The organism is Novimethylophilus kurashikiensis (assembly GCF_003112435.1).
Taxonomy (GTDB): domain Bacteria; phylum Pseudomonadota; class Gammaproteobacteria; order Burkholderiales; family Methylophilaceae; genus Novimethylophilus; species Novimethylophilus kurashikiensis.
Map to the genome: position 1 here is coordinate 66,563 of NZ_BDOQ01000003.1, position 18,198 is coordinate 84,760.

The 18,198-nt window shown below is 56.7% G+C and carries 19 protein-coding genes; 8 read left to right on the forward strand and 11 right to left on the reverse strand.

All coding sequences use genetic code 11. From position 1 onward, the window contains the following. Positions 1-58 precede the first annotated feature (58 nt). The 6 genes from NMK_RS03845 (at position 59) to NMK_RS03870 (ending at position 5,606) form a co-directional block, all read left to right on the forward strand. Entirely contained in the window at positions 59-1,624 is a 1,566-nt protein-coding gene (locus tag NMK_RS03845; protein ID WP_109014455.1) for a methyl-accepting chemotaxis protein, read from the forward strand. Positions 1,625-1,718: 94 nt separating this feature from the next. Further along, on the forward strand, positions 1,719-2,996 hold the full coding sequence (locus tag NMK_RS03850) for a SpoIIE family protein phosphatase (RefSeq protein ID WP_109014456.1): 1,278 nt from the start codon (positions 1,719-1,721) through the stop codon (positions 2,994-2,996). A 53-nt stretch (positions 2,997-3,049) separates the two neighbouring features. Further along, a complete protein-coding gene (locus tag NMK_RS03855) occupies positions 3,050-3,598 on the forward strand; it encodes a SiaB family protein kinase (RefSeq protein ID WP_109014457.1) in 549 nt (182 codons plus the stop codon). Positions 3,599-3,608: 10 nt separating this feature from the next. Beyond that, positions 3,609-4,004: a DUF1987 domain-containing protein gene (locus tag NMK_RS03860; protein WP_109014458.1), complete on the forward strand. Its 396-nt coding sequence runs from the start codon at positions 3,609-3,611 to the stop codon at positions 4,002-4,004. A 34-nt stretch (positions 4,005-4,038) separates the two neighbouring features. After that, the gene (locus NMK_RS03865) at positions 4,039-4,221 is read left to right on the forward strand and encodes a hypothetical protein (protein WP_109014459.1); all 183 of its coding nucleotides are present in this window, start codon (positions 4,039-4,041) and stop codon (positions 4,219-4,221) included. Positions 4,222-4,343: 122 nt separating this feature from the next. Then, positions 4,344-5,606, forward strand: a complete 1,263-nt coding sequence (locus NMK_RS03870) for an OmpP1/FadL family transporter (RefSeq protein ID WP_306419334.1) — start codon at positions 4,344-4,346, stop codon at positions 5,604-5,606. 20 nt (positions 5,607-5,626) lie between these two features. On the opposite strand, the gene NMK_RS03875 is transcribed toward NMK_RS03870, so the two are convergent. The 4 genes from NMK_RS03875 to NMK_RS03890 all read right to left on the reverse strand — a co-directional run bounded on the left by NMK_RS03875 (position 5,627) and on the right by NMK_RS03890 (position 10,383). After that, positions 5,627-6,775 (reverse strand): mechanosensitive ion channel protein MscS, encoded by a 1,149-nt coding sequence (locus NMK_RS03875; protein ID WP_109014460.1) that lies wholly within the window; start codon positions 6,773-6,775, stop codon positions 5,627-5,629. Positions 6,776-6,849: 74 nt separating this feature from the next. Then, positions 6,850-8,478 (reverse strand): GGDEF domain-containing protein, encoded by a 1,629-nt coding sequence (locus NMK_RS03880; protein WP_227871354.1) that lies wholly within the window; start codon positions 8,476-8,478, stop codon positions 6,850-6,852. 285 nt (positions 8,479-8,763) lie between these two features. Then, the gene (locus NMK_RS03885; RefSeq protein WP_109014461.1) at positions 8,764-9,942 is read right to left on the reverse strand and encodes a glycosyltransferase; all 1,179 of its coding nucleotides are present in this window, start codon (positions 9,940-9,942) and stop codon (positions 8,764-8,766) included. Between the two features lie 69 nt (positions 9,943-10,011). After that, positions 10,012-10,383, reverse strand: a complete 372-nt coding sequence (locus tag NMK_RS03890; RefSeq protein ID WP_109014462.1) for a diacylglycerol kinase — start codon at positions 10,381-10,383, stop codon at positions 10,012-10,014. A 120-nt stretch (positions 10,384-10,503) separates the two neighbouring features. Here NMK_RS03890 and NMK_RS03895 point away from each other — a divergent pair, with 120 nt between their 5' ends. After that, positions 10,504-11,412 (forward strand): zinc dependent phospholipase C family protein, encoded by a 909-nt coding sequence (locus tag NMK_RS03895; protein ID WP_109014463.1) that lies wholly within the window; start codon positions 10,504-10,506, stop codon positions 11,410-11,412. Here the strand turns inward: NMK_RS03895 and NMK_RS03900 are convergent. The 5 genes from NMK_RS03900 to rlmE all read right to left on the reverse strand — a co-directional run bounded on the left by NMK_RS03900 (position 11,343) and on the right by rlmE (position 16,847). Then, on the reverse strand, positions 11,343-11,900 hold the full coding sequence (locus NMK_RS03900; protein ID WP_370848367.1) for a phosphatase PAP2 family protein: 558 nt from the start codon (positions 11,898-11,900) through the stop codon (positions 11,343-11,345). The genes NMK_RS03895 and NMK_RS03900 overlap by 70 nt on opposite strands. 66 nt (positions 11,901-11,966) lie before the next feature. Beyond that, on the reverse strand, positions 11,967-13,322 hold the full coding sequence (gene glmM / locus NMK_RS03905) for a phosphoglucosamine mutase (RefSeq protein WP_109014465.1): 1,356 nt from the start codon (positions 13,320-13,322) through the stop codon (positions 11,967-11,969). 37 nt (positions 13,323-13,359) lie between these two features. After that, positions 13,360-14,181, reverse strand: a complete 822-nt coding sequence (gene folP / locus NMK_RS03910) for a dihydropteroate synthase (RefSeq protein WP_109015049.1) — start codon at positions 14,179-14,181, stop codon at positions 13,360-13,362. 67 nt (positions 14,182-14,248) lie between these two features. Beyond that, positions 14,249-16,153: an ATP-dependent zinc metalloprotease FtsH gene (gene ftsH / locus NMK_RS03915; protein ID WP_109014466.1), complete on the reverse strand. Its 1,905-nt coding sequence runs from the start codon at positions 16,151-16,153 to the stop codon at positions 14,249-14,251. A gap of 55 nt (positions 16,154-16,208) precedes the next feature. Then, complete coding sequence (gene rlmE, locus NMK_RS03920; protein ID WP_109014467.1) at positions 16,209-16,847, reverse strand: 23S rRNA (uridine(2552)-2'-O)-methyltransferase RlmE; 639 nt, start codon at positions 16,845-16,847, stop codon at positions 16,209-16,211. Between the two features lie 35 nt (positions 16,848-16,882). Between rlmE and yhbY the strand changes: the two genes are divergently transcribed. Then, the gene (gene yhbY, locus NMK_RS03925; RefSeq protein WP_109014468.1) at positions 16,883-17,182 is read left to right on the forward strand and encodes a ribosome assembly RNA-binding protein YhbY; all 300 of its coding nucleotides are present in this window, start codon (positions 16,883-16,885) and stop codon (positions 17,180-17,182) included. Here the strand turns inward: yhbY and NMK_RS03930 are convergent. Then, entirely contained in the window at positions 17,179-17,631 is a 453-nt protein-coding gene (locus tag NMK_RS03930) for a DUF4149 domain-containing protein (protein WP_109014469.1), read from the reverse strand. The two genes, yhbY and NMK_RS03930, sit on opposite strands and share 4 nt — an antisense overlap. 11 nt (positions 17,632-17,642) lie before the next feature. Then, on the reverse strand, positions 17,643-18,119 hold the full coding sequence (greA, locus tag NMK_RS03935) for a transcription elongation factor GreA (RefSeq protein WP_227871355.1): 477 nt from the start codon (positions 18,117-18,119) through the stop codon (positions 17,643-17,645). Between the last annotated feature and the right edge of the window lie 79 nt (positions 18,120-18,198).

The following is an 18,198-nucleotide window of genomic DNA, read 5'->3' on the forward strand; positions in this document are numbered from 1 at the left end:
TAATTAAATTGCAATAAAACCTTAATACGATGGTCAGGATTTCCTTACTTCCCTGATCATGAAATTACAACAGCAATTACGTCTCCTCAGCGCAATCACCGTCCTACCCCTTGCGGGTGTGGCCTTGCTTGTCAGCATTAATCTGCATCTCTTGCGTCAGCAGTTCGACGATTACCAGGATAGACAGAGCATCAGTCGCAGCCTGCTGACGATAAAGGCAGAAGCACTGTCCATGTCGCGAGCCGATCCGATCCTCCCGGATACGGCCGACAAGCTTGCCCAAATCGACCAGCATATCCGCACCAGCCTTGGTCAATTGCCTCAACCTCAAGCCAAGCCTGTACTGGAGCACTGGTCGAACTATCGCAAGGGATTTTCAGACGCTATCCGCATTGCGACCGAGAACCCGGAAGATGCGCTGCAGATTCCCGATGCGCTCTATAAATCCGACCTGGAACCGATAATCGGGCTGCTTGACCAAACCATTGCCGACAACCACACGTTGGAAGCCAGCGCAAAAGCTGCCATCACCTCGCAAGTGCAACGCGTGCTATGGGTAGTACTGCTACCGCTGCTAGTCTCTGGCGTACTGATCGGTGTTTTCCAACTGCGCTTCAACCGTAGCCTGCGCTTACGCGTCGAGGCCTTTAACCTGGCGACCCAGCACTTGCAGCAAGGCGATCTGGGGCAACGCATTCCGGCGCAGGGGGATGATGAAATCAGCCAGATGGCGCGAGCCATCAACAGTTTTGTTGCACGGATGGAAGACGTACTGCGCAATGCCAGCGACACCACGGCACAAACCTCAGGTGCGGCCAACCAAGTCGCAGAAATGGCCACCGGCGTCAGCGCCAGCGCGCGGGTCCAGGCTGAAAAAGCACAAGAAGTCAGCGTGGCTATCGAGGCCGTAGGCAAGATCGCCAACGACATCGCACAAAGCTCCGGCAATGCATCAGCCGAAACCAGACGTACGCGGGAACGCATCAAGGCCGGCAAGCAGACCGGCGAGGAGACGATTGCCATGCTCCGGCACTTGGACGGCACGGTGAGCGAACTTACACAAACCATGTCGGAACTCGACGCCGCCATGCAACGCATCGGCAGCGTGAGCAACATCATTCGTGATATCGCCGAGCAAACCAACCTGCTAGCGCTGAATGCTTCGATCGAAGCGGCACGTGCAGGCGAAGCTGGGCGCGGCTTCGCAGTCGTAGCCGACGAAGTGCGCAAGCTTTCGGAACGCACAGCGACGTCGACTGCCGACATTACCTCCGCAGTTCAAGTGGTGCAGCAGAAAACGCAGGCAACCCTGGGGAAAATCCACATCGCCCAGGAAGAAGCACGCCGCAGCGCCGCTCAGGGCGAGGCCATCGGCGGTCTGATGATGGAAATCGACCAGGCCGTGGAAGCCGTAAGTACGATGATGTCGGAAATCGCTCAGGCCACCGAGCAGCAGGCCCATGCGATGGGCGGCATCGTGCTCACCATCGACACCGTGGCGCGTACCTCGGCCTCCGGCTCCACACAGATCGATGCCACTCGCCACGCCATGCATGAATTGGCTGAACGTTCATCCCAATTGCACGACATGGTGGCTTTTTTCAGATTCTCTAATCTGAAGTAGGGATTTCCTGACACAAAACCATCATGTAAACGACATGTCGCCTTAACAGCCGCGTCTTACTCTTGCTCATCCTGACAAGAAAGAGTCCAAGCACATGTTAAGCCCTGCTGCCATCGCCGAATCCCGGGCGGGATTGAGCGAAATCGAATCTGAATACATTGCGCGCAGCCTGTTGCGCGAAGCACCCACGGTAGCCCCGCACCAAACCAACGACGAAGTCATGCAGCTCTTGAGCGAGCGCTCTGATGTCGTCAGTCTCCCGGTCGTGGAAAACGGCCTGCCCATCGGGCTCATCAACCGCAACATCTTCATGGACGGCATTGCCAAGCCGTTTCGCCGCGAGTTGTTCGGCCGCAAGAGCTGCATCGCCTTCATGGACAAGCAGCCGCTCGTAGTATCGGAGCACATGAGTATCCAGGAGTTGAGCTTCAAGGTCGTCGGCGCCGGCGGCAAGACGCTCAACGACGGGTTCGTGATCACCGACGATGCGGGGTTATACCTGGGCGTCGGCACCGGCGAAGACTTGGTGAAGATCGTGACCCACCTGCAGGCCGAGAAAAACCGCCTGGTGATGGAGAGCATCAACTACGCAAGCGTCATCCAGAAATCCTTCTTGCGCGCCTCGCGCGAGGACATGGCAGCGGCGCTGCACGACTACTTCATTCATTGGGAACCGCGCGACAAGGTCGGCGGCGACTATTACTTCTGCAAGAAATTCGAGGATGGCTTTTTTATCGCCTTGATCGACTGCACTGGTCATGGTGTGCCCGGCGCATTCATGACCTTGATCATGGCGTCTTTCCTCGATCACATCCTGCTCGAGGACAACCGTCGCGACCCAGCTGGAGCGCTGGCAATGATGAACCGCAAGGTCAAGATCGCCCTGGGCCAGATCGGCGAACACAACATCGTGCCGATTGAAGGCCAGCGCTTCGCCCATAGTCCGGACAAGGAACAATCGGACGACGGGATGGATACGGCATTTTGCTGGGTGGAATCCTGCAAGCTGATTTATGCCGGCGCCAAGACGCCGCTCTTTACCCTGGAAAACGGCGCGACTGAAGTCACCGTCATCGAGGGCGACCGCAAGGGTGTGGGTTATGTCGACACCCCGATGGACTATACCTGGACCAACAAGGAAATCGCGCTCTCCAAAGGCATGCGCGTGTACCTCACCACGGACGGCATCATCGATCAGATCGGCGGCACCAAGGACATAGCGTTCGGCAAAAAACGCTTTTGCAATCTACTGGTAGAAAACAGCGAGCTGCCGTTGGTGGCTCAGAAGGAACGCATCATGCAGGCCTTCTACACCTACCAGGGCAAGCAGCGGCGCCGCGACGACGTGAGCCTGCTGGGATTTCGTATTTAACCCGAATCGCATTCAACCCAGAACCTGCATTTAACTTAGAAAAAGATCAATCCATGCAACTCGATTTGTTCAGCGTGTTCCGCAATACCGCCGATTTCAACGGCGTGCTGTTCTACTACAACGGCGACCTGTCCCAGAACGTGATCGCCACCATGGGCGATGCGCTCAAGCAGCGCCTGGAAAGCCAGGATACTGGTGGCCCAAAAGCCAGAAAGCTGTTTTCCAGTTTCATCGAAATGGTGCAGAACGCCTTGCACTACTCACCGCCGGTACCGGGGACCAATGCCCAGAGGGTCGGCGCCGTGGCCGTCGGCAAGCAGGGCGACAAGTTCTACATCGTGTGCGGCAACCTGGTCGAAAGCCGCCATATCCAGCGCATTCGCGACAAGATCGAACCGTTGCAGGCCATGACGCTGGATCAAATCAAACAAGCCTACCGCGAGCAACTCAAGGCCGACCACAGCGGCGACACCGTCAGCAAGGGCGCAGGACTGGGGTTTCTCACCTTGGCCCGCGATGCCAGCGAGCCTATCGAGTACTCGCTGGTCGAGATGCCCGAAAACCGCGATGTCGCCTATTTCTACCTGAAAGCCACCGTATAAAGGACCTGCCATGAACGACTTATACCTCGCACGCACCGCACATTCGCCTGAAGTGGATTTTCGCTTCTCCAGCCACGAACTGACGCTGACCGGCGAAGCCTATCCCGAAAATGCAGCCGATTTTTTCCAGCCACTGCTTTCTGCGCTCGAAGGGTATTTACGGGGTGTTGACGGCCAGGAAATCCACATCAATTTCAGGCTGACCTATTTCAACAGCGCGGCGACCAAGATGCTCTACAGCATGTTCGAGTTGCTTAACGAAACCGCCTGCACCAGCAACCGCGTCATCCTCAACTGGTTCCATGACGAAGAGGACGACACCATTCTCGAGTTCGGCGAAGGCGTGCATGACGACTTTTCCGCACTCGATTTCCGCCCCGTAGCCGTCGATCTGGCTACGGCTTGATTCAATTGCTGCATTGTGAAAGGAGAAAGGGAAGATGAACGTCGTACAAGAACTCGCACATTTTCTTGAAGCCCTGGAATATCAAGTACTGGCTTGGGATCGCAAAGTCATCGATACGCTGACGGGAAACACCGAGGTTTTCAAGCGTTTCCAGCAGGGCTGCCCCAACACCAAATGGCGCATTTACAGCGAGATCAAATATCAGGGTTTGAATTAAACAAGTCGTTAATAAACATTATAAAAAATACATCTAATAGGAATCCACCTACAGACACGCCTGAGCCACTTGTGGGAAACTACTAAAAAATACAGCTCAGTCTAATTTAGGGGGTTCCGATTTTGTTTTTCTCGACGCGCCTCACGCAGCGATCCGGATCGGCAGCGCTCGCAGCCTTCATTCTCCCGCTTCTCGCCAGCTTTCCCGCCTACGCTACCAACGGCTTCAACCTGATCGGTTTCGGTGCAGAGTCCACCTTGATGGGCGGTGCCGATGTAGCTGTGGCGCGCGATACCAGCGCGCTCAACACCAACCCGGCAGGATTGACGCAAATCAACGGTCAGGCACTCGACGTATTCGGCTCCATCCTGAGGACGATTGATCTCGCCCATAAGGACCAGTTCGGCAATAACGAATCTGCATCCAACCAGTACACCCTGTTGGGCGGCGGCGGTTATGCACGATCGCTGGAAAGCCTGCCATGTACGGCCGGCATCGGGCTGTTTGCCCAAGGTGGCGCGGGCGGCGTGTTCAATAGCCTCAAGACGTTTGCCGGTACCAAGGATACGTTTTCCTCGCTATTCGGCATTGCCAAGGTCACGCCAGGCATGGGTTGCCAGGTCACCGACAACCTCTCGCTAGGTGCCAGCCTGGCTATCGTTTATGCCTCGCTCGATGAAGAGGTATTCAAGCATACGCCGGGGGGCTTCGACCTCCAGGATGCCAGTGCGCTCAATGTCGGCTTCAAGCTGGGCGCGCAGTATCGCGTCTCGCCCAACCTCACGCTGGGTGCGGCCTATACCGAGAAGACGGATTTGCCGTTGAGCGGCGATTATTTCAAGGTAGGGAACGTGACCTACCGTGACGTCAGCATCCACGGCTTTGCCCTGCCGCGCGAAATCGCCTTCGGTGCCGCTTTCAAGCCGAATGAAAACTGGCTGCTTTCGCTCAAGCTGAATTGGATTAACTGGGCTGACGCCCTAGGAACAAGCACACTTCGCGTCAGCAATCCCGACAACCCGCTTGCTCCGGCCAGCCTTCCCCCGCAATCGGCGACCATGGACTGGAAAAACCAATGGGTCATCGCAACGGGATTGGCTTATACGCTGGATGACAAGACGACGCTATACGCCGGCTACAACTACGGCCAGAACCCGATCCCCAAGAAGCACACAACGCCCCAACTGGCGGGCATCCTCGAACATCACATCACGCTGGGCGCAGCCTACCGTTGGTCACCGGAATGGACTTTTACCGGCGGCCTGGAGTACGACCCCAGGGTGAAGGTTAATTACACCAATAGCGATCTGCCGATTTTTGGCTCGGATGCCCAGCTAAGAAACGAAGCGCTGTTCCTGCACTTCATGGTGAGCCGCCGCTGGTAAGCGGCGGCAGGGTGAGAGATTTAATCCAGCGTAATATCGCTGTCGAACCCGAATACTTCGCCAGCCCAAATAAACAGAACCCAGACCAGGATGCCAAAAGGCAGGTATCCGGCAAAACCGAGGAGCGGCATCTCGGCACAAATATGGATCACATTGACGTATGGAATGTCATAAATCCAGTAGTTAGGGTTAGTGGCAGGCAAGGGATTAGGGTTGGCACTGCACCAATTCCAGAATTCCCAGAAGAATCCATTGAACAGGGAGCCCAACGCGATCAACAGCATAGGACTCCAATTACCTTGCGCCAGTGCTGCAAAGGGTGATGGTAGATTGTTGCTGATCAGCATCCCCGCGAACACCGCAAGCGGCCCGATCCACATCACCCAGAACAGCGGGTAAGGCAAGAACACCATGGCAGCAACGGATGCCAGACCTCCCCAAAGCATCAGATTTCCAGGCAAAGACAGCTTAGGCCCATTGGCGTAGCGAGCGACCAATGTAGGGAACGTATTTAATAAGTTATACCACTCGAACAATGCCGGCCATACCGTCGTATAGGCGATCAGGAACAACACGACGATCTTGGCATGACTGAGCTCCGGCATGTGACCGTTGGGGTAGTACCAATTGCCGAGCACGAAATAATCGAGGTATTCGAAAAAAATCCAGCCGCCGATGGATACCATCGCGCTGATCAGCAAGGTCTTCGGTTTAGACGCCAGCAAGGACTTGCCGCCGGCACGTCGATAGACCAACCCGTCCAGCGTGAGGATGAAGCCCCACCAAAGCGGAGAAAAAGCGTAATAGACGAGATCGCCGAAAGGGGTGACACGTTTCCACATCAACCACCAGAAAAATAGCGTTGCCGCCGCACCTATCCAGAACCAAACCGGCAGCTTGGCCTTTTGCGGCATGGGTGCCGGAGTTACCGGCTTGAACCCGAACCAGGACGGAAACAACAGGAACACCGCGACAGCAGCCTCCGCAAGCGCTATGAGGATGAATATAGGAAGGCTAAAGCCGGGAGGCGCTGCGACGAACGCCGGCGGAAATATCCCGAAGCCTGGCGGAAGATGTGATGGATAAGCCAACCAAGCCATGGCCAACGGAACGAGGATCAAGGCCAACACCGGCCACAGCATGCCGACATCCAGACGCTTTTTTTGCATTTTTTCTCCCTTTTAAAGTCGATGCCATCAAAGCGGCCGGTGGTGACGAAGTCGGGATCACCCGTGCTGTCGCGCTACCGGTCGCGGTTTTGCCGCCGCCGCTTGTTCTCGTACATGCGGGTATCTGCCGTATGCTTGAGTTCTTTGCGGCTTGGGCATTCGTGCACATGCACCGAACCGCTACTCGCGCCGGCAAATTCGTAACCGGCCAACTGCATGCGGGATACGGCTTCGGCAATCATGTTTTCCACCCAGGTCAGATCGCCGTCATGGCAAGTAATGGCGAATTCATCGCCCCCCAGACGATGCAGGTTGGCCCGACGGTTGAGACGCTCGGCCAAGTGGCTGGAAAAACTGCGCAGCAAGTCGTCGCCGCGCTCGTGACCGTATTGGTCGTTGTAGTGCTTGAGCCCATCCAAATCGATGAATGTCAGGCTCCCATGCGACGGCAACCGCTCCAGTTCAAGCTCTAGAACGTAGCGATTCGGCAATCCGGTCAATGCATCCGTATAGGCAATGCGCGTACTGTGCTCCACTCTCGCCAGCGCAAACTCCTTGTCGCGATGCAACTGGGCGAATTGGTAGGAAAGCACCAGCGCCAGCAGGACCACTTCTACGGCCACGGCACCCAGCCCCAAATGCTCGATATACAAGGTATACATGGCATCGAATCGAGCTTGTGAAATAGCCGCCGTACCCAGAATGAAAAATGCAGCGATAGCGATGAGATAGATGCGCGCCGAAGGATGCCCCTGTCGAGCACGTACGATACCGGCAGTCAGGCCGTAAGTGAGGAAAAGTCCCACCCCATAACGATCGAGCTCGAGCGACCAATTCGGTTTAAACCATGCCATCAGGATAAACAGGCTCAGGACGCTCAATATCGCGATGCCGGCGCGATAAAGCCGGGCATGGGATTGCTTGTTGATCTCCAGCAGGCCCATGACGAAGAAGATATAGGCACAGTTGGAGAACAGGATCGGCAGGCTGATGAGATAAAACCAGTGCATGCCGAACAGCTGCGGATACACCAGCAAGGCGGTGCCGTTATAAAGCAGGTTACCGAGGATGAACAAGGTGTACATGCCTTCTGCCAATCGGCGTCGCACCACCGCAAGCGCGGCATAGTAGACCCCCAGGCCCATGAACACCCCCATGCACATCAGCACCAGCGCGTTGCCAGGCATGATACTTTGCTGGTAATGGCTGGATGTATCGATATAAGGCTGGGGCTGGGCCAAGAAGAAAGGCGAATCCAGCAAGGTCAAGACACGGTAGCGGCCTGGCGTGAGGTCGATTTCCCGTCCGTGCCGCAGGAAAAACGGATTTTCGGCATTGTTCTGAATGCCGCCTTCCAACCTGGCCAACAATTGGCCGCTGTCGTTATAAATCTCGTGACGGAAATAGCCGATGACGCTGGAGTTCTTGAAATCGATGACATAACGGCCACCCTGATCCAAGGCAATGTCTGCCTGCATGACGAAGCATCCGCCAGTGGGAGCAATTTTCCCGGCAACAGGCTGTCCACCACTCGGAATGAGCGCTCCATGACATGCCTGATCGGCATTGATCTGGAACCATTGTCCCTGGAGTACCGCAGGAAATGCCGCATACCCTGCGGCGGGGAACAAGACCATCACCAGCAGGACGGCCGCAAAGCGCAGGTAAATTCGGAGTAGCGAAAGTGGCGACCTTGAGGCCATATCTGGGGTAGTTATCTCTTATTCTAAAAAGCTACGACTCACCTGCCCGCTATGCGGGAAATTAATGGTTTTTGCTCTTTTGAGGGAGTCTATCAAAGATGCTGTATTTTTAATATTGGGAATTATCTGAGGGGTATCCTAACGAGAAGGCATGCCGGTTCCAGAGACCAGACAGTGCATCTAGCCAAGGACAAAAAAAGTGCCAAAATTCGATCTAGGCGTTGATCAAGTATTCGGCAGCGTTTTCTGCCGAGTTGCTTTCTCTGTTCGATTGAACCGTCGCTTCTAGCCCGGCTGGTAGCTGGCTACCATGGATTGCATTTGCAGCGCTTGATAAAAGTCGAGCATTTTTTCTGCCATGCTCCCGGCAGACCAGTGGCGGGCATAGTGTCCGGCTGCAAGGCTCAAGGCTCCGCGAGCGGCATCGTCCTCCAACAAGCGTACTACCTTCTCGGAAAAGTCATTCACTTGTTCCTCGGCGATCCAAACGCCGTAACCATCCTTGAGTACGTCCTTGGTGCCCATTTCCGCAGTGGAGACGACTGGCACGCCTTGAGCCATGGCCTCGAGCAGCACTAGGCCCTGCGTCTCCGTCCGCGATGAGAACACGAATACATCGGCTGCACGATAGCAGTCATTGAGTTCCGTATGGCGGTCAAGATAGCCGATGAATTGAACATTTCCGGACAACCCCAGCGCTTCCGTTTCACGTTCCAGCCCCTCACGCGCCGGCCCTTCGCCTGCAATCAACAACAGGACATCGGGAATCCGCGCCTTCACCGCCTGCACTACCTGCAATAAGAATCCGATGTTTTTTTCATGGGCGACTCGTCCCAGGAACAGCATGACCGGGCGTTCCTGGGAAATTCCGTAGCGCTTTCTGAATGCCGGACCATCTCCCAGATTGAAGCTTTCCGGTCGCAGTCCGGTGGGGATAATCTCGGCGTTGGCATTCACTCCATACTTTCTCAGTACATCAAGCATGGGCCGCGAAGGCACGACCATACCGTCCAGCGCATTGCCTTGATGACGCGAGAAAGCACGCGCCGCGAAACGCAGCACACTTTTGGGGAGGAACGGAATGTAGTGGTAAAGGTATTCCTCGAAAAAGGTGTGATAGGTCTCGACGCAAGGAATACCCAGCGTGCGCCCCAGCTTGAGCCCGAGATAGTGCGCAGCAAAAGGCGTCTGGACATGCACGAGATCGTAGTTCTCTGCGCGCAGCCTCGGCAAGTGTTTTATCACCCAGGAATATTTCATCAGGCGATCTTCCGGATCCATCGGCAAACTTCGGGATGGCACGCGCAGGATGTCGCTTTCGTCGTCGCTCGGCATGTAGTAATCAGGAGCGATCAGATGAACGACGTGACCGCGCTCACGCAGTTCATGTCGAAACGTCTGGATGGAAGTGGAAACGCCGTTGATGCGGGGAAAATAAACGTCGGAGACGAACAGGATTTTCATGGCTGCCTGATCCGTGAGTGGAATTCACGGTATGGTAGGCAGCCATCATGACAGCAACATGTCAGCGCCTCAGCGCGAGATCAGGATGAGCCCCCACACGGCGACGAGAGACGTCAGGCTGGTCAGCACGGCGGCGCTGCCGATATCCTTGGCGCGCTTGGCCAGAGCATGGTTTTCCAAAGAAATCCGGTCAACCGTCGCCTCAACGGCGGAATTGAGCAACTCCACCATCATCACCAGCAGCACGCTGGCCACCAGCAAGGCACGCTCGACGCCGGTCTTGCCTAGATACAGCCCCAAGGGAATCAAGATGACCGCCATCAGCACTTCCTGACGGAAGGCATCCTCGTGCCGGAAGGCGGCCTTGTAGCCCTCAAGCGAATAATGCAGCGCGTTCCACAGCCGGACGAGGCCGGTTTTACCTTTGAAAGGGCTTTCCATTGCGAGCTTTCAAAATTGTTATCCGGCGAAGTATAACAATCCTCATCGTGCGAGGCACTGTCATCATAAGATCACGAGGCTGTCATGGCGGCTTCATGAACAGTATCGAGACTGTGCGTCATGCAAAAGCAACTGGTCCGCTTCGCTTGGCTCGCCCCGCTGGCCCTGCACAGCCTTGATGCACATGCCTGGGGGTTGATGACGCATGTTTATTTCGCCCAATGGCTGGTCTGGACCTTGCCTTTGCTCGACCCCAACCTGCGACGAGCCGTCCAGCGCTTCCCAGAGTTGGTCATGGCGGGCGCGTGTCTGCCCGACTTGGCCCTCGTATCCCCGACCTTCCGCCACACGCACCAATGGGAGCAATGCCGGCATTTATTGAGCAGCGCCCACAGCGACGAAGACTTAGCCATTGCCATCGGCTACGCCAGTCACTTGTATGTCGACATAGTGGCCCACAACCATTTCGTGCCGGCCCATGAAGCCATGTGGCTAGAAACCTCGATGCTCACGCATATCTGTTCGGAATGGGCAGCCGATGCACATTTGGCACCCCTGACCGATACGACACCGCACCGGTTACTGCGGCAGCACCGAACTGTGCTTACCGCCTTTCTCTCCCGCGGCTTCCGCTGCCAGCCGTGGCGGGTGGCGCGCGCCCTGTGGAAACTAGAACACGCAGATAGGCTGCTGCGCCTGCTCAGGCTGCCGCAGACGCTCTATCGCGCCGCCTTGCTGTTGGACAAGCGAGTGTTCGAGCATTTCGTTTACTACGTATCCCATACGCAAACCCTGCTTTCGCACATAGAGCGCCTGCTATCTGGCCTGCAGCCCTTGTGGGAGGCCGATCCGCAAATCAAGGATCGATCCTGGCAGGCACGCTTGAGGCAACAGTGTTTGATGCACTTGCAAACACGGCATCCCCAGCCCATCCACCCTTACGGCACGGGGCCGCTGGCTCAGAACAGGAAGGAAATCTGGGCGATGACCGCGCCGATGATGGCGCCAGCCAAGACATCGCTGGGGTAGTGCAAGCCCAGCACGACGCGGGAAGCCGCTACCAGGAAGGTAAACGGAATCAGTAGCCAGGCCAGTACCGGGTAATACTCCAGCGCGACCATGGTGAACACGACGGCATGCAGGGTATGGCCGGAAGGGAAGCTGAAGCGGTCCAGCGGTGGCATGCCCAGAGAAATCGCTTGTTCAACTTCAAACGGACGCGGACGCGAAGCCTTGCCCTTAATCGATTTGTACATCCATGTGCCCGTCAGGCCGGCGGCGATCATATGCAGGCTGGCCGTCAAGCCTTCCAATTGCTGCGACAGCAGAATGCCCATGATGACCACATACCAGAACCATCCGTCGCCCAGCTTGCTTACGATGCAGAATAGCTGGCGGACCCATACGCGGCGGCTGGAACGGTTGAAGCGGACACACAGCGCGAGGTCGAACTCGCCCAGGTGGCTGACGTAATGCCCCATGCGGTGGCGAATGGGGTGGAGTGCTTGATTTCCCATGCAGCCAGCTTGGCATGGGATTATGGAATTATTGTTAAGCTTTTGTTTTTATTTGATGAAGCACGACTAGCAAGCGGCACGCACTGCCTCGGCAATACGATCGGCCAGGCCTTCGACCAGGGTACGCTCTTGCCCCTCCACCATCACCCGGATCTTGGGCTCGGTTCCGGATGCACGCAGCAGCACGCGGCCACGGCCGTCCAACTGGCTTTCCGCCTCTGTGACGGCGGCCTGAATGGCAGCATGATTGTCCAGGTCGATACGCCCCGCCACCTTCACGTTGACCAGCACTTGCGGGTACATGGTGAGATCGGACAGGAGCGCTTGAAGTGATTTCCCGGTTTCGCACATGGCCTCCAGCACCTGCAACGCAGCGACGATACCATCCCCGCTCGTATGCTTATCGAGGCAAATGATGTGGCCGGAGTTTTCCCCGCCGAGCAGCCAACCCTTTTCGTTGAGCAGTTCCAGCACGTAACGGTCGCCCACCTTGGCGCGAACAAAGGGAATATCGAGTCGTCCCAGCGCATGCTCGAAGCCGAGGTTACTCATCAGCGTACCGACTACCCCGCCTTGCAGCTTGCCGCTACGCTGGCGATGCGCAGCAATAAGATAGAGCAGTTGATCGCCGTCGAGGATATTACCCTGCGCATCCACCATGACCACACGGTCGCCATCGCCGTCGAAAGCGATACCCAGCTGCGCTTGATAGTCGAGCACGGCCTGTATCAAGGTAGCCGGATGCGTGGAGCCAACGTTGTCGTTGATGTTCAAGCCGTCCGGCTTGACACCGATGCTCATCACCTCGGCCCCCAACTCGTGAAAGACATGCGGGGCGATGTGATAGGTCGCGCCGTGAGCGCAATCAAGCACGATCTTCTTGCCGCGCAGGTCGAGCGCGTTAGAAAAAGTGCTCTTGCAGAATTCGATGTAACGGCCTGCTGCATCATTGATGCGACGCACTTTGCCGAGTTGTGCCGAGGGCTTGATTTGCATGGGGCGATCAAGCTCGGCTTCGATCTGTTTCTCGATACCGTCGAGCAATTTGGTGCCGTCAGCCGAGAAGAACTTGATGCCGTTATCCTCGAACGGGTTGTGCGATGCAGAAATGACAATGCCAGCCTGTGCGCGTAGTGCACGCGTCAGATAGGCGACGGCAGGCGTCGGCATCGGGCCGGTGAGCAGCACGTCGACACCCGCGGCGGATAATCCGGCTTGCAGAGCGGATTCCAGCATGTAGCCGGAAATGCGCGTGTCCTTGCCGATCAATACGGCTGGGTGCTCGCCTTGTCCCAGATGGTAGTCAAGTCCGCACAACACCTTGCCGGCGGCATAGCCCAAACGCATGACGAATTCAGGCGTAATCGGGCCTTCTCCCACTTTGCCGCGTATACCGTCGGTACCGAAATATTTTCTTGTCATCGTTTGCTTCTTGAATGATCTTCTTTGAATTCTAGACTTACAACACGGTCGCCGCGACCGCCAAGGCGTCTTTGGTTTCACGCACGTCGTGCACGCGCAGTACTCGCGCCCCTTTCATCGCAGCCACCACGGCGGCGGCTACGCTCGCCGGTATCCTGTCTTCCACCCGATTACCGGTGATCCGCCCCAACACCGACTTGCGCGAAAGACCGGCCAGCACGGGATATCCCAACGCGCAGAGCGATGGCATTTCACGCAGCAGCGCAATGTTGTGCACGCTGCGCTTACCAAAGCCGAAACCGGGATCCAACATGATGCGTTCGCGCGGAATGCCCGCCGCCAAGGCGGCTTCAGCACGTTGGAGCAAGAAAGTGTTCACTTCTTCCACCACGTTGTCGTAGTACGGCTCGGCCTGCATGGTCTGGGGCGTACCCTGCATGTGCATGAGGCAAATGCCTGCGTTGCTGGCGGCGGCAATTTCGAGGCCTCCCGGTTCCTGCAGGGCGCAGATGTCATTGATGATATCCGCACCTACCGCGATGGCCGCCTTCATGACTTCGGGCTTGTAGGTATCGATCGATATCGGCACGTCGACTCTATTAGACAGGCCTTCGATCACCGGGATGACGCGACGCAGCTCTTCTTCCAATGAGACGGGATCGGCACCGGGTCGGGTGGACTCCCCGCCGATATCGAGAATGTCTGCGCCCTCCTCGACCAACCTCATGCCATGCGCAATCGCTGCCTGGACGCTGGCATGCTGTCCGCCGTCCGAGAAGGAATCCGGTGTCACGTTGACGATGCCCATTACCTTAGGTGTGGACAAGTCGAGTTGATAATGGCCGCAGTGAAAAATCATGTGCAGAAAAAGCAAATGGCGAGCGCTCTATTCTAGCGGCTCGCCATCGGCTTCTGGAAGTTAAGGATTAAAGTTCTTGTGCAGGGCGCGTCGTCGGCTTGGCGGCAACTGCACCGGCAGAACCGCTATTATTGTCGGACGGCGGCACGCTGCTCATCGGCGTGGGCTTGGGCGGACGCGGAGGCAGGCCGGCCATGATGTCGTCGATCTGTTCGGCATCAATGGTTTCCCACTCCAGCAGCGCCTTGGCCATGGCTTCGACCTTGTCGCGGTTATCCTCGAGGATCTTGCGGGCAAGACCATATTGCTCGTCGATGATGCGGCGGATTTCCGCATCGACCTGCTGCATGGTGGCTTCCGACATGTTCTTGTGCGTCGTCACCGAACGGCCGAGGAATACTTCACCTTCGTTCTCGCCGTAGACCATGGGGCCCAGCTTGTCAGACATGCCGTAACGGGTGACCATATCCCGCGCCATTTGCGTTGCACGCTCAAAGTCGTTGGAAGCGCCGGTCGTCATCTGATTCATGAACAGCTCTTCCGCGATGCGGCCCCCGAACAGCACGGCAATGCGGCTAAGCAGGAATACGCGGTCGTAAGAATAGCGATCTTCCGTCGGCAGTTGCATGGTCACACCCAAGGCCCGGCCGCGCGGAATAATGGTGACCTTGTGCACCGGGTCGGACTTCGGCAGGGTCTTGGCGACGATGGCGTGGCCGGACTCGTGGTAAGCCGTATTGCGCTTTTCCTCGTCGTTCATGACCATGCTGCGGCGCTCGGCACCCATCATGATCTTGTCCTTGGCGCGTTCGAAGTCTTCCATATCCACCACGCGCTTGTTGCCGCGGGCAGCGAACAAGGCAGCCTCGTTCACGAGGTTGGCAAGGTCAGCACCTGAGAAGCCAGGCGTACCGCGGGCGATGATGTCGGCCTTGACGTCGGCATCGATCGGTACCTTGCGCATATGTACCAGCAGAATTTGCTCGCGGCCGCGGATATCGGGCAGCGGCACCACGACTTGGCGGTCGAAACGGCCAGGACGCAGCAAGGCGGGATCGAGCACGTCGGGACGGTTGGTCGCAGCAATGACGATCACGCCCACGCTGCCCTCAAAGCCGTCCATCTCGACCAGCAATTGGTTGAGTGTCTGTTCGCGTTCGTCGTTACCGCCGCCGAGGCCGGCTCCGCGCTGGCGACCAACCGCGTCAATTTCATCGATGAAGATGATGCAGGGCGCACTTTTCTTGGCTTGCTCAAACATGTCACGTACCCGGGCTGCACCGACACCGACGAACATTTCGACGAAGTCTGAACCGGATATGCTGAAGAACGGCACCTTGGCTTCGCCAGCAATGGCACGCGCAAGCAGTGTCTTACCGGTCCCCGGGTTACCGACCATCAATACGCCGCGCGGAATACGACCGCCGAGTTTCTGGAATTTAGTGGGGTCGCGCAGGAAATCGACCAACTCGCTGACTTCTTCCTTGGCCTCGTCGCAACCGGCAACGTCGGCGAAAGTGACTTGGTTGTTGTCCTCATCCAACAGTCGCGCCTTGCTCTTGCCGAATGAGAACGCCCCGCCGCGTCCCCCGCCCTGCATCTGGCGCATGAAGAATATCCAAACGCCGATCAATAGCAGCATGGGGAACCACGAGACGAAGATACTCATCAACATCGACGGCTCTTCCTGCGGCTTCGCCTCCACGACAACGCCGTATTTCAACAGATCGGACACCAGCCATGGGTCGGTCGGGGCGTAGGTGGTGAAACGCTTGCCGTCGTTGCTCACGCCATGCAGGACGTGGCCTTCGATGGAAACCTTGGAAACGTTGCGGTTCTTGACCTCGTCGATGAACTGCGAGTAGACCAGTTGCGTCTCGTTGCTGTGCTGCCCGCCGAACTGATTGAACACGGTCATCAGCACCAGAGCCACCAGGAGCCAGATTGCGATGTTTCTGAGGATGTTGTTCATTGAAATTCCTAAAGATTTCGCGTATTAACGCGCTTCCATTCTATACGATTGCCCGTTAAACGCCAGTTTTCCCATCGCGCTTGGCACCGAGCCCCAGCAGGTAGGTTTCGGCACTGCGATCACGTGAGGCCTTGGGTTTGCGAATGACGACTTTGTCGAATTGCGGCTTCATTGTTTTGACCAACTCCTCGAAGCCGCTGCCAATGAAAACTTTGACCAAAAAGTTTCCGCCCGGTTTCAACCAATGTTGAGCAAAATCCAGCGCCAGCTCGGCCAGGTGCATGGAGCGCGCCTGGTCGATGACGCTCATGCCACTCATGTTGGGGGCCATATCGGAAATAACAAGGTCTACCGGCTGCTCTCCGAGCAAATTTTCCAGCTGTTGCAGCACCGCGTCCTCGGTAAAGTCGCCCTGGATGAATTCGACGCCATGCATAGGATGCATTTCAAGAAGGTCCAGCGCGAACACGCGCCCCTTGCCCTTGAGCCGTTCCACGACCACCTGGCACCAACTGCCGGGCGCTGCACCGAGATCGACAACGGCCATTCCCGGTCTAATCAATTTATCTTTGTCATCCAGCTCCATTAACTTGTAGGCGGCGCGCGAGCGGTAGCCTTCCTGATTGGCGCGCTTGACGAACTGGTCGCTCAGATGCTCCTGCATCCAAGCTTTGCTGGTGCGGCTACGCTTCATTTGCTAGAATGCGGTCCTTTGAAAATCAGATACATATGCTAACGCTCAATTCGAAACAAGTGCGCTTTTTGCGCTCTGCGAGCCACGACCTCAACCCCGTCGTGATGATCGGCAACAACGGCCTCACGGAAACCGTGCTCAAGGAAATCGACCGCAGCCTCACCGCGCACGAACTCATCAAGATCAAGGTCGCCGGCGACGAACGCGAGTTGCGGGTTCAACTTTATGAAGAAATCTGCGAACAACTGGGTGCAGCGCAAGTTCAGCACATCGGCAAGCAGTTGGTGATCTATCGTCCCGCCAAGGAACCGAAGATCGTCCTGCCCAAGAACTAACGTTCTTTTAGCACCAGCGCCACGCCCAGCAGGCTTTCAATCAGATAGCCGATGCTGGCAACCCCATGCCAGGTACGGAAGCGGTCGGCAAAAATGCTTTGCATCACATCCACCGCCCCGGCCTGCGATTTCAGCTTGGCCAGAATCGGCTGAATTCCGAACTCTCCGGCCAGCGTCAGCAGCAACATGGCTAGCACAATCCAGAAGAACCCTTGCTTGAGCGCCGCACCGCCATGGCGCACCGCACGGTGCGTCAGCAGGTAAAACGCCGAGATGATGCCGACATACGACATCCAGGTGAACATTTTTCCGGCAAGCAAGCCAGCCAACTGCCGATTATCGCCCAGCGTGTGAAACAAGGTCGGCGCGACGAGATAGCCCACGGCCCACAAGCCGCCCACCCAGGCAACCACAATCAGCGCAGCGAGATGATCGGCCAGTTTTTGCATGCGCCTATCTCCTAGACGTAGCGAACGTCCAGCACTTCGTATTCGCGAACACCACCCGGAGCCTGCACTTCGGCAATATCGCCGGCATGCTTGCCGATAAGTGCTCGGGCAATGGGCGAACCGACGGAAATCTTACCGAGCTTGATATTGGCTTCATCATCACCCACGATTTGGTAGGTGACGCTGTCGCCGCTATCGAGGTCTTCCAGGTCAACGGTGGCGCCAAACACGCAACGACCATCAGCATTCAGTTGGGTGGGATCGATGATTTGCGCATTGGAAAGCTTGGCCTCGAGATCGGCAATGCGACCTTCGATAAAGCTTTGGCGCTCCTTGGCGGCATCGTAGTCTGCATTTTCGGACAAGTCACCCTGGGCCCGAGCCTCCGCGATAGCCTGGATCACTTCGGGGCGGTCCACGCTCTTCAGGCGCTGGAGTTCGGCCTTGAGCAATTCGGCCCCTTTAACGGTCAATGGAATCTTGATCACTGCTGGGTTCCTAAAAAGTAAAAACTTCCCGTATAAAAAAGAAGAAACCACGCCGGTCATGCCGGTGTGGTTTCGTATG

Bases quoted from the DNA above. Each gene is read 5' to 3' on its own strand.
- NMK_RS03845 (WP_109014455.1), top strand. From the start codon at position 59: ATGAAATTACAACAGCAATTACGTCTCCTCAGCGCAATCACCGTCCTA.
- NMK_RS03850 (WP_109014456.1), top strand. From the start codon at position 1,719: ATGTTAAGCCCTGCTGCCATCGCCGAATCCCGGGCGGGATTGAGCGAA.
- NMK_RS03855 (WP_109014457.1), top strand. From the start codon at position 3,050: ATGCAACTCGATTTGTTCAGCGTGTTCCGCAATACCGCCGATTTCAAC.
- NMK_RS03860 (WP_109014458.1), top strand. From the start codon at position 3,609: ATGAACGACTTATACCTCGCACGCACCGCACATTCGCCTGAAGTGGAT.
- NMK_RS03865 (WP_109014459.1), top strand. From the start codon at position 4,039: ATGAACGTCGTACAAGAACTCGCACATTTTCTTGAAGCCCTGGAATAT.
- NMK_RS03875 (WP_109014460.1), bottom strand. From the start codon at position 6,775: ATGCAAAAAAAGCGTCTGGATGTCGGCATGCTGTGGCCGGTGTTGGCC.
- NMK_RS03880 (WP_227871354.1), bottom strand. From the start codon at position 8,478: ATGGCCTCAAGGTCGCCACTTTCGCTACTCCGAATTTACCTGCGCTTT.
- NMK_RS03885 (WP_109014461.1), bottom strand. From the start codon at position 9,942: ATGAAAATCCTGTTCGTCTCCGACGTTTATTTTCCCCGCATCAACGGC.
- NMK_RS03890 (WP_109014462.1), bottom strand. From the start codon at position 10,383: ATGGAAAGCCCTTTCAAAGGTAAAACCGGCCTCGTCCGGCTGTGGAAC.
- NMK_RS03895 (WP_109014463.1), top strand. From the start codon at position 10,504: ATGCAAAAGCAACTGGTCCGCTTCGCTTGGCTCGCCCCGCTGGCCCTG.
- NMK_RS03900 (WP_370848367.1), bottom strand. From the start codon at position 11,900: ATGGGAAATCAAGCACTCCACCCCATTCGCCACCGCATGGGGCATTAC.
- glmM (WP_109014465.1), bottom strand. From the start codon at position 13,322: ATGACAAGAAAATATTTCGGTACCGACGGTATACGCGGCAAAGTGGGA.
- folP (WP_109015049.1), bottom strand. From the start codon at position 14,181: ATGATTTTTCACTGCGGCCATTATCAACTCGACTTGTCCACACCTAAG.
- ftsH (WP_109014466.1), bottom strand. From the start codon at position 16,153: ATGAACAACATCCTCAGAAACATCGCAATCTGGCTCCTGGTGGCTCTG.
- rlmE (WP_109014467.1), bottom strand. From the start codon at position 16,847: ATGAAGCGTAGCCGCACCAGCAAAGCTTGGATGCAGGAGCATCTGAGC.
- yhbY (WP_109014468.1), top strand. From the start codon at position 16,883: ATGCTAACGCTCAATTCGAAACAAGTGCGCTTTTTGCGCTCTGCGAGC.
- NMK_RS03930 (WP_109014469.1), bottom strand. From the start codon at position 17,631: ATGCAAAAACTGGCCGATCATCTCGCTGCGCTGATTGTGGTTGCCTGG.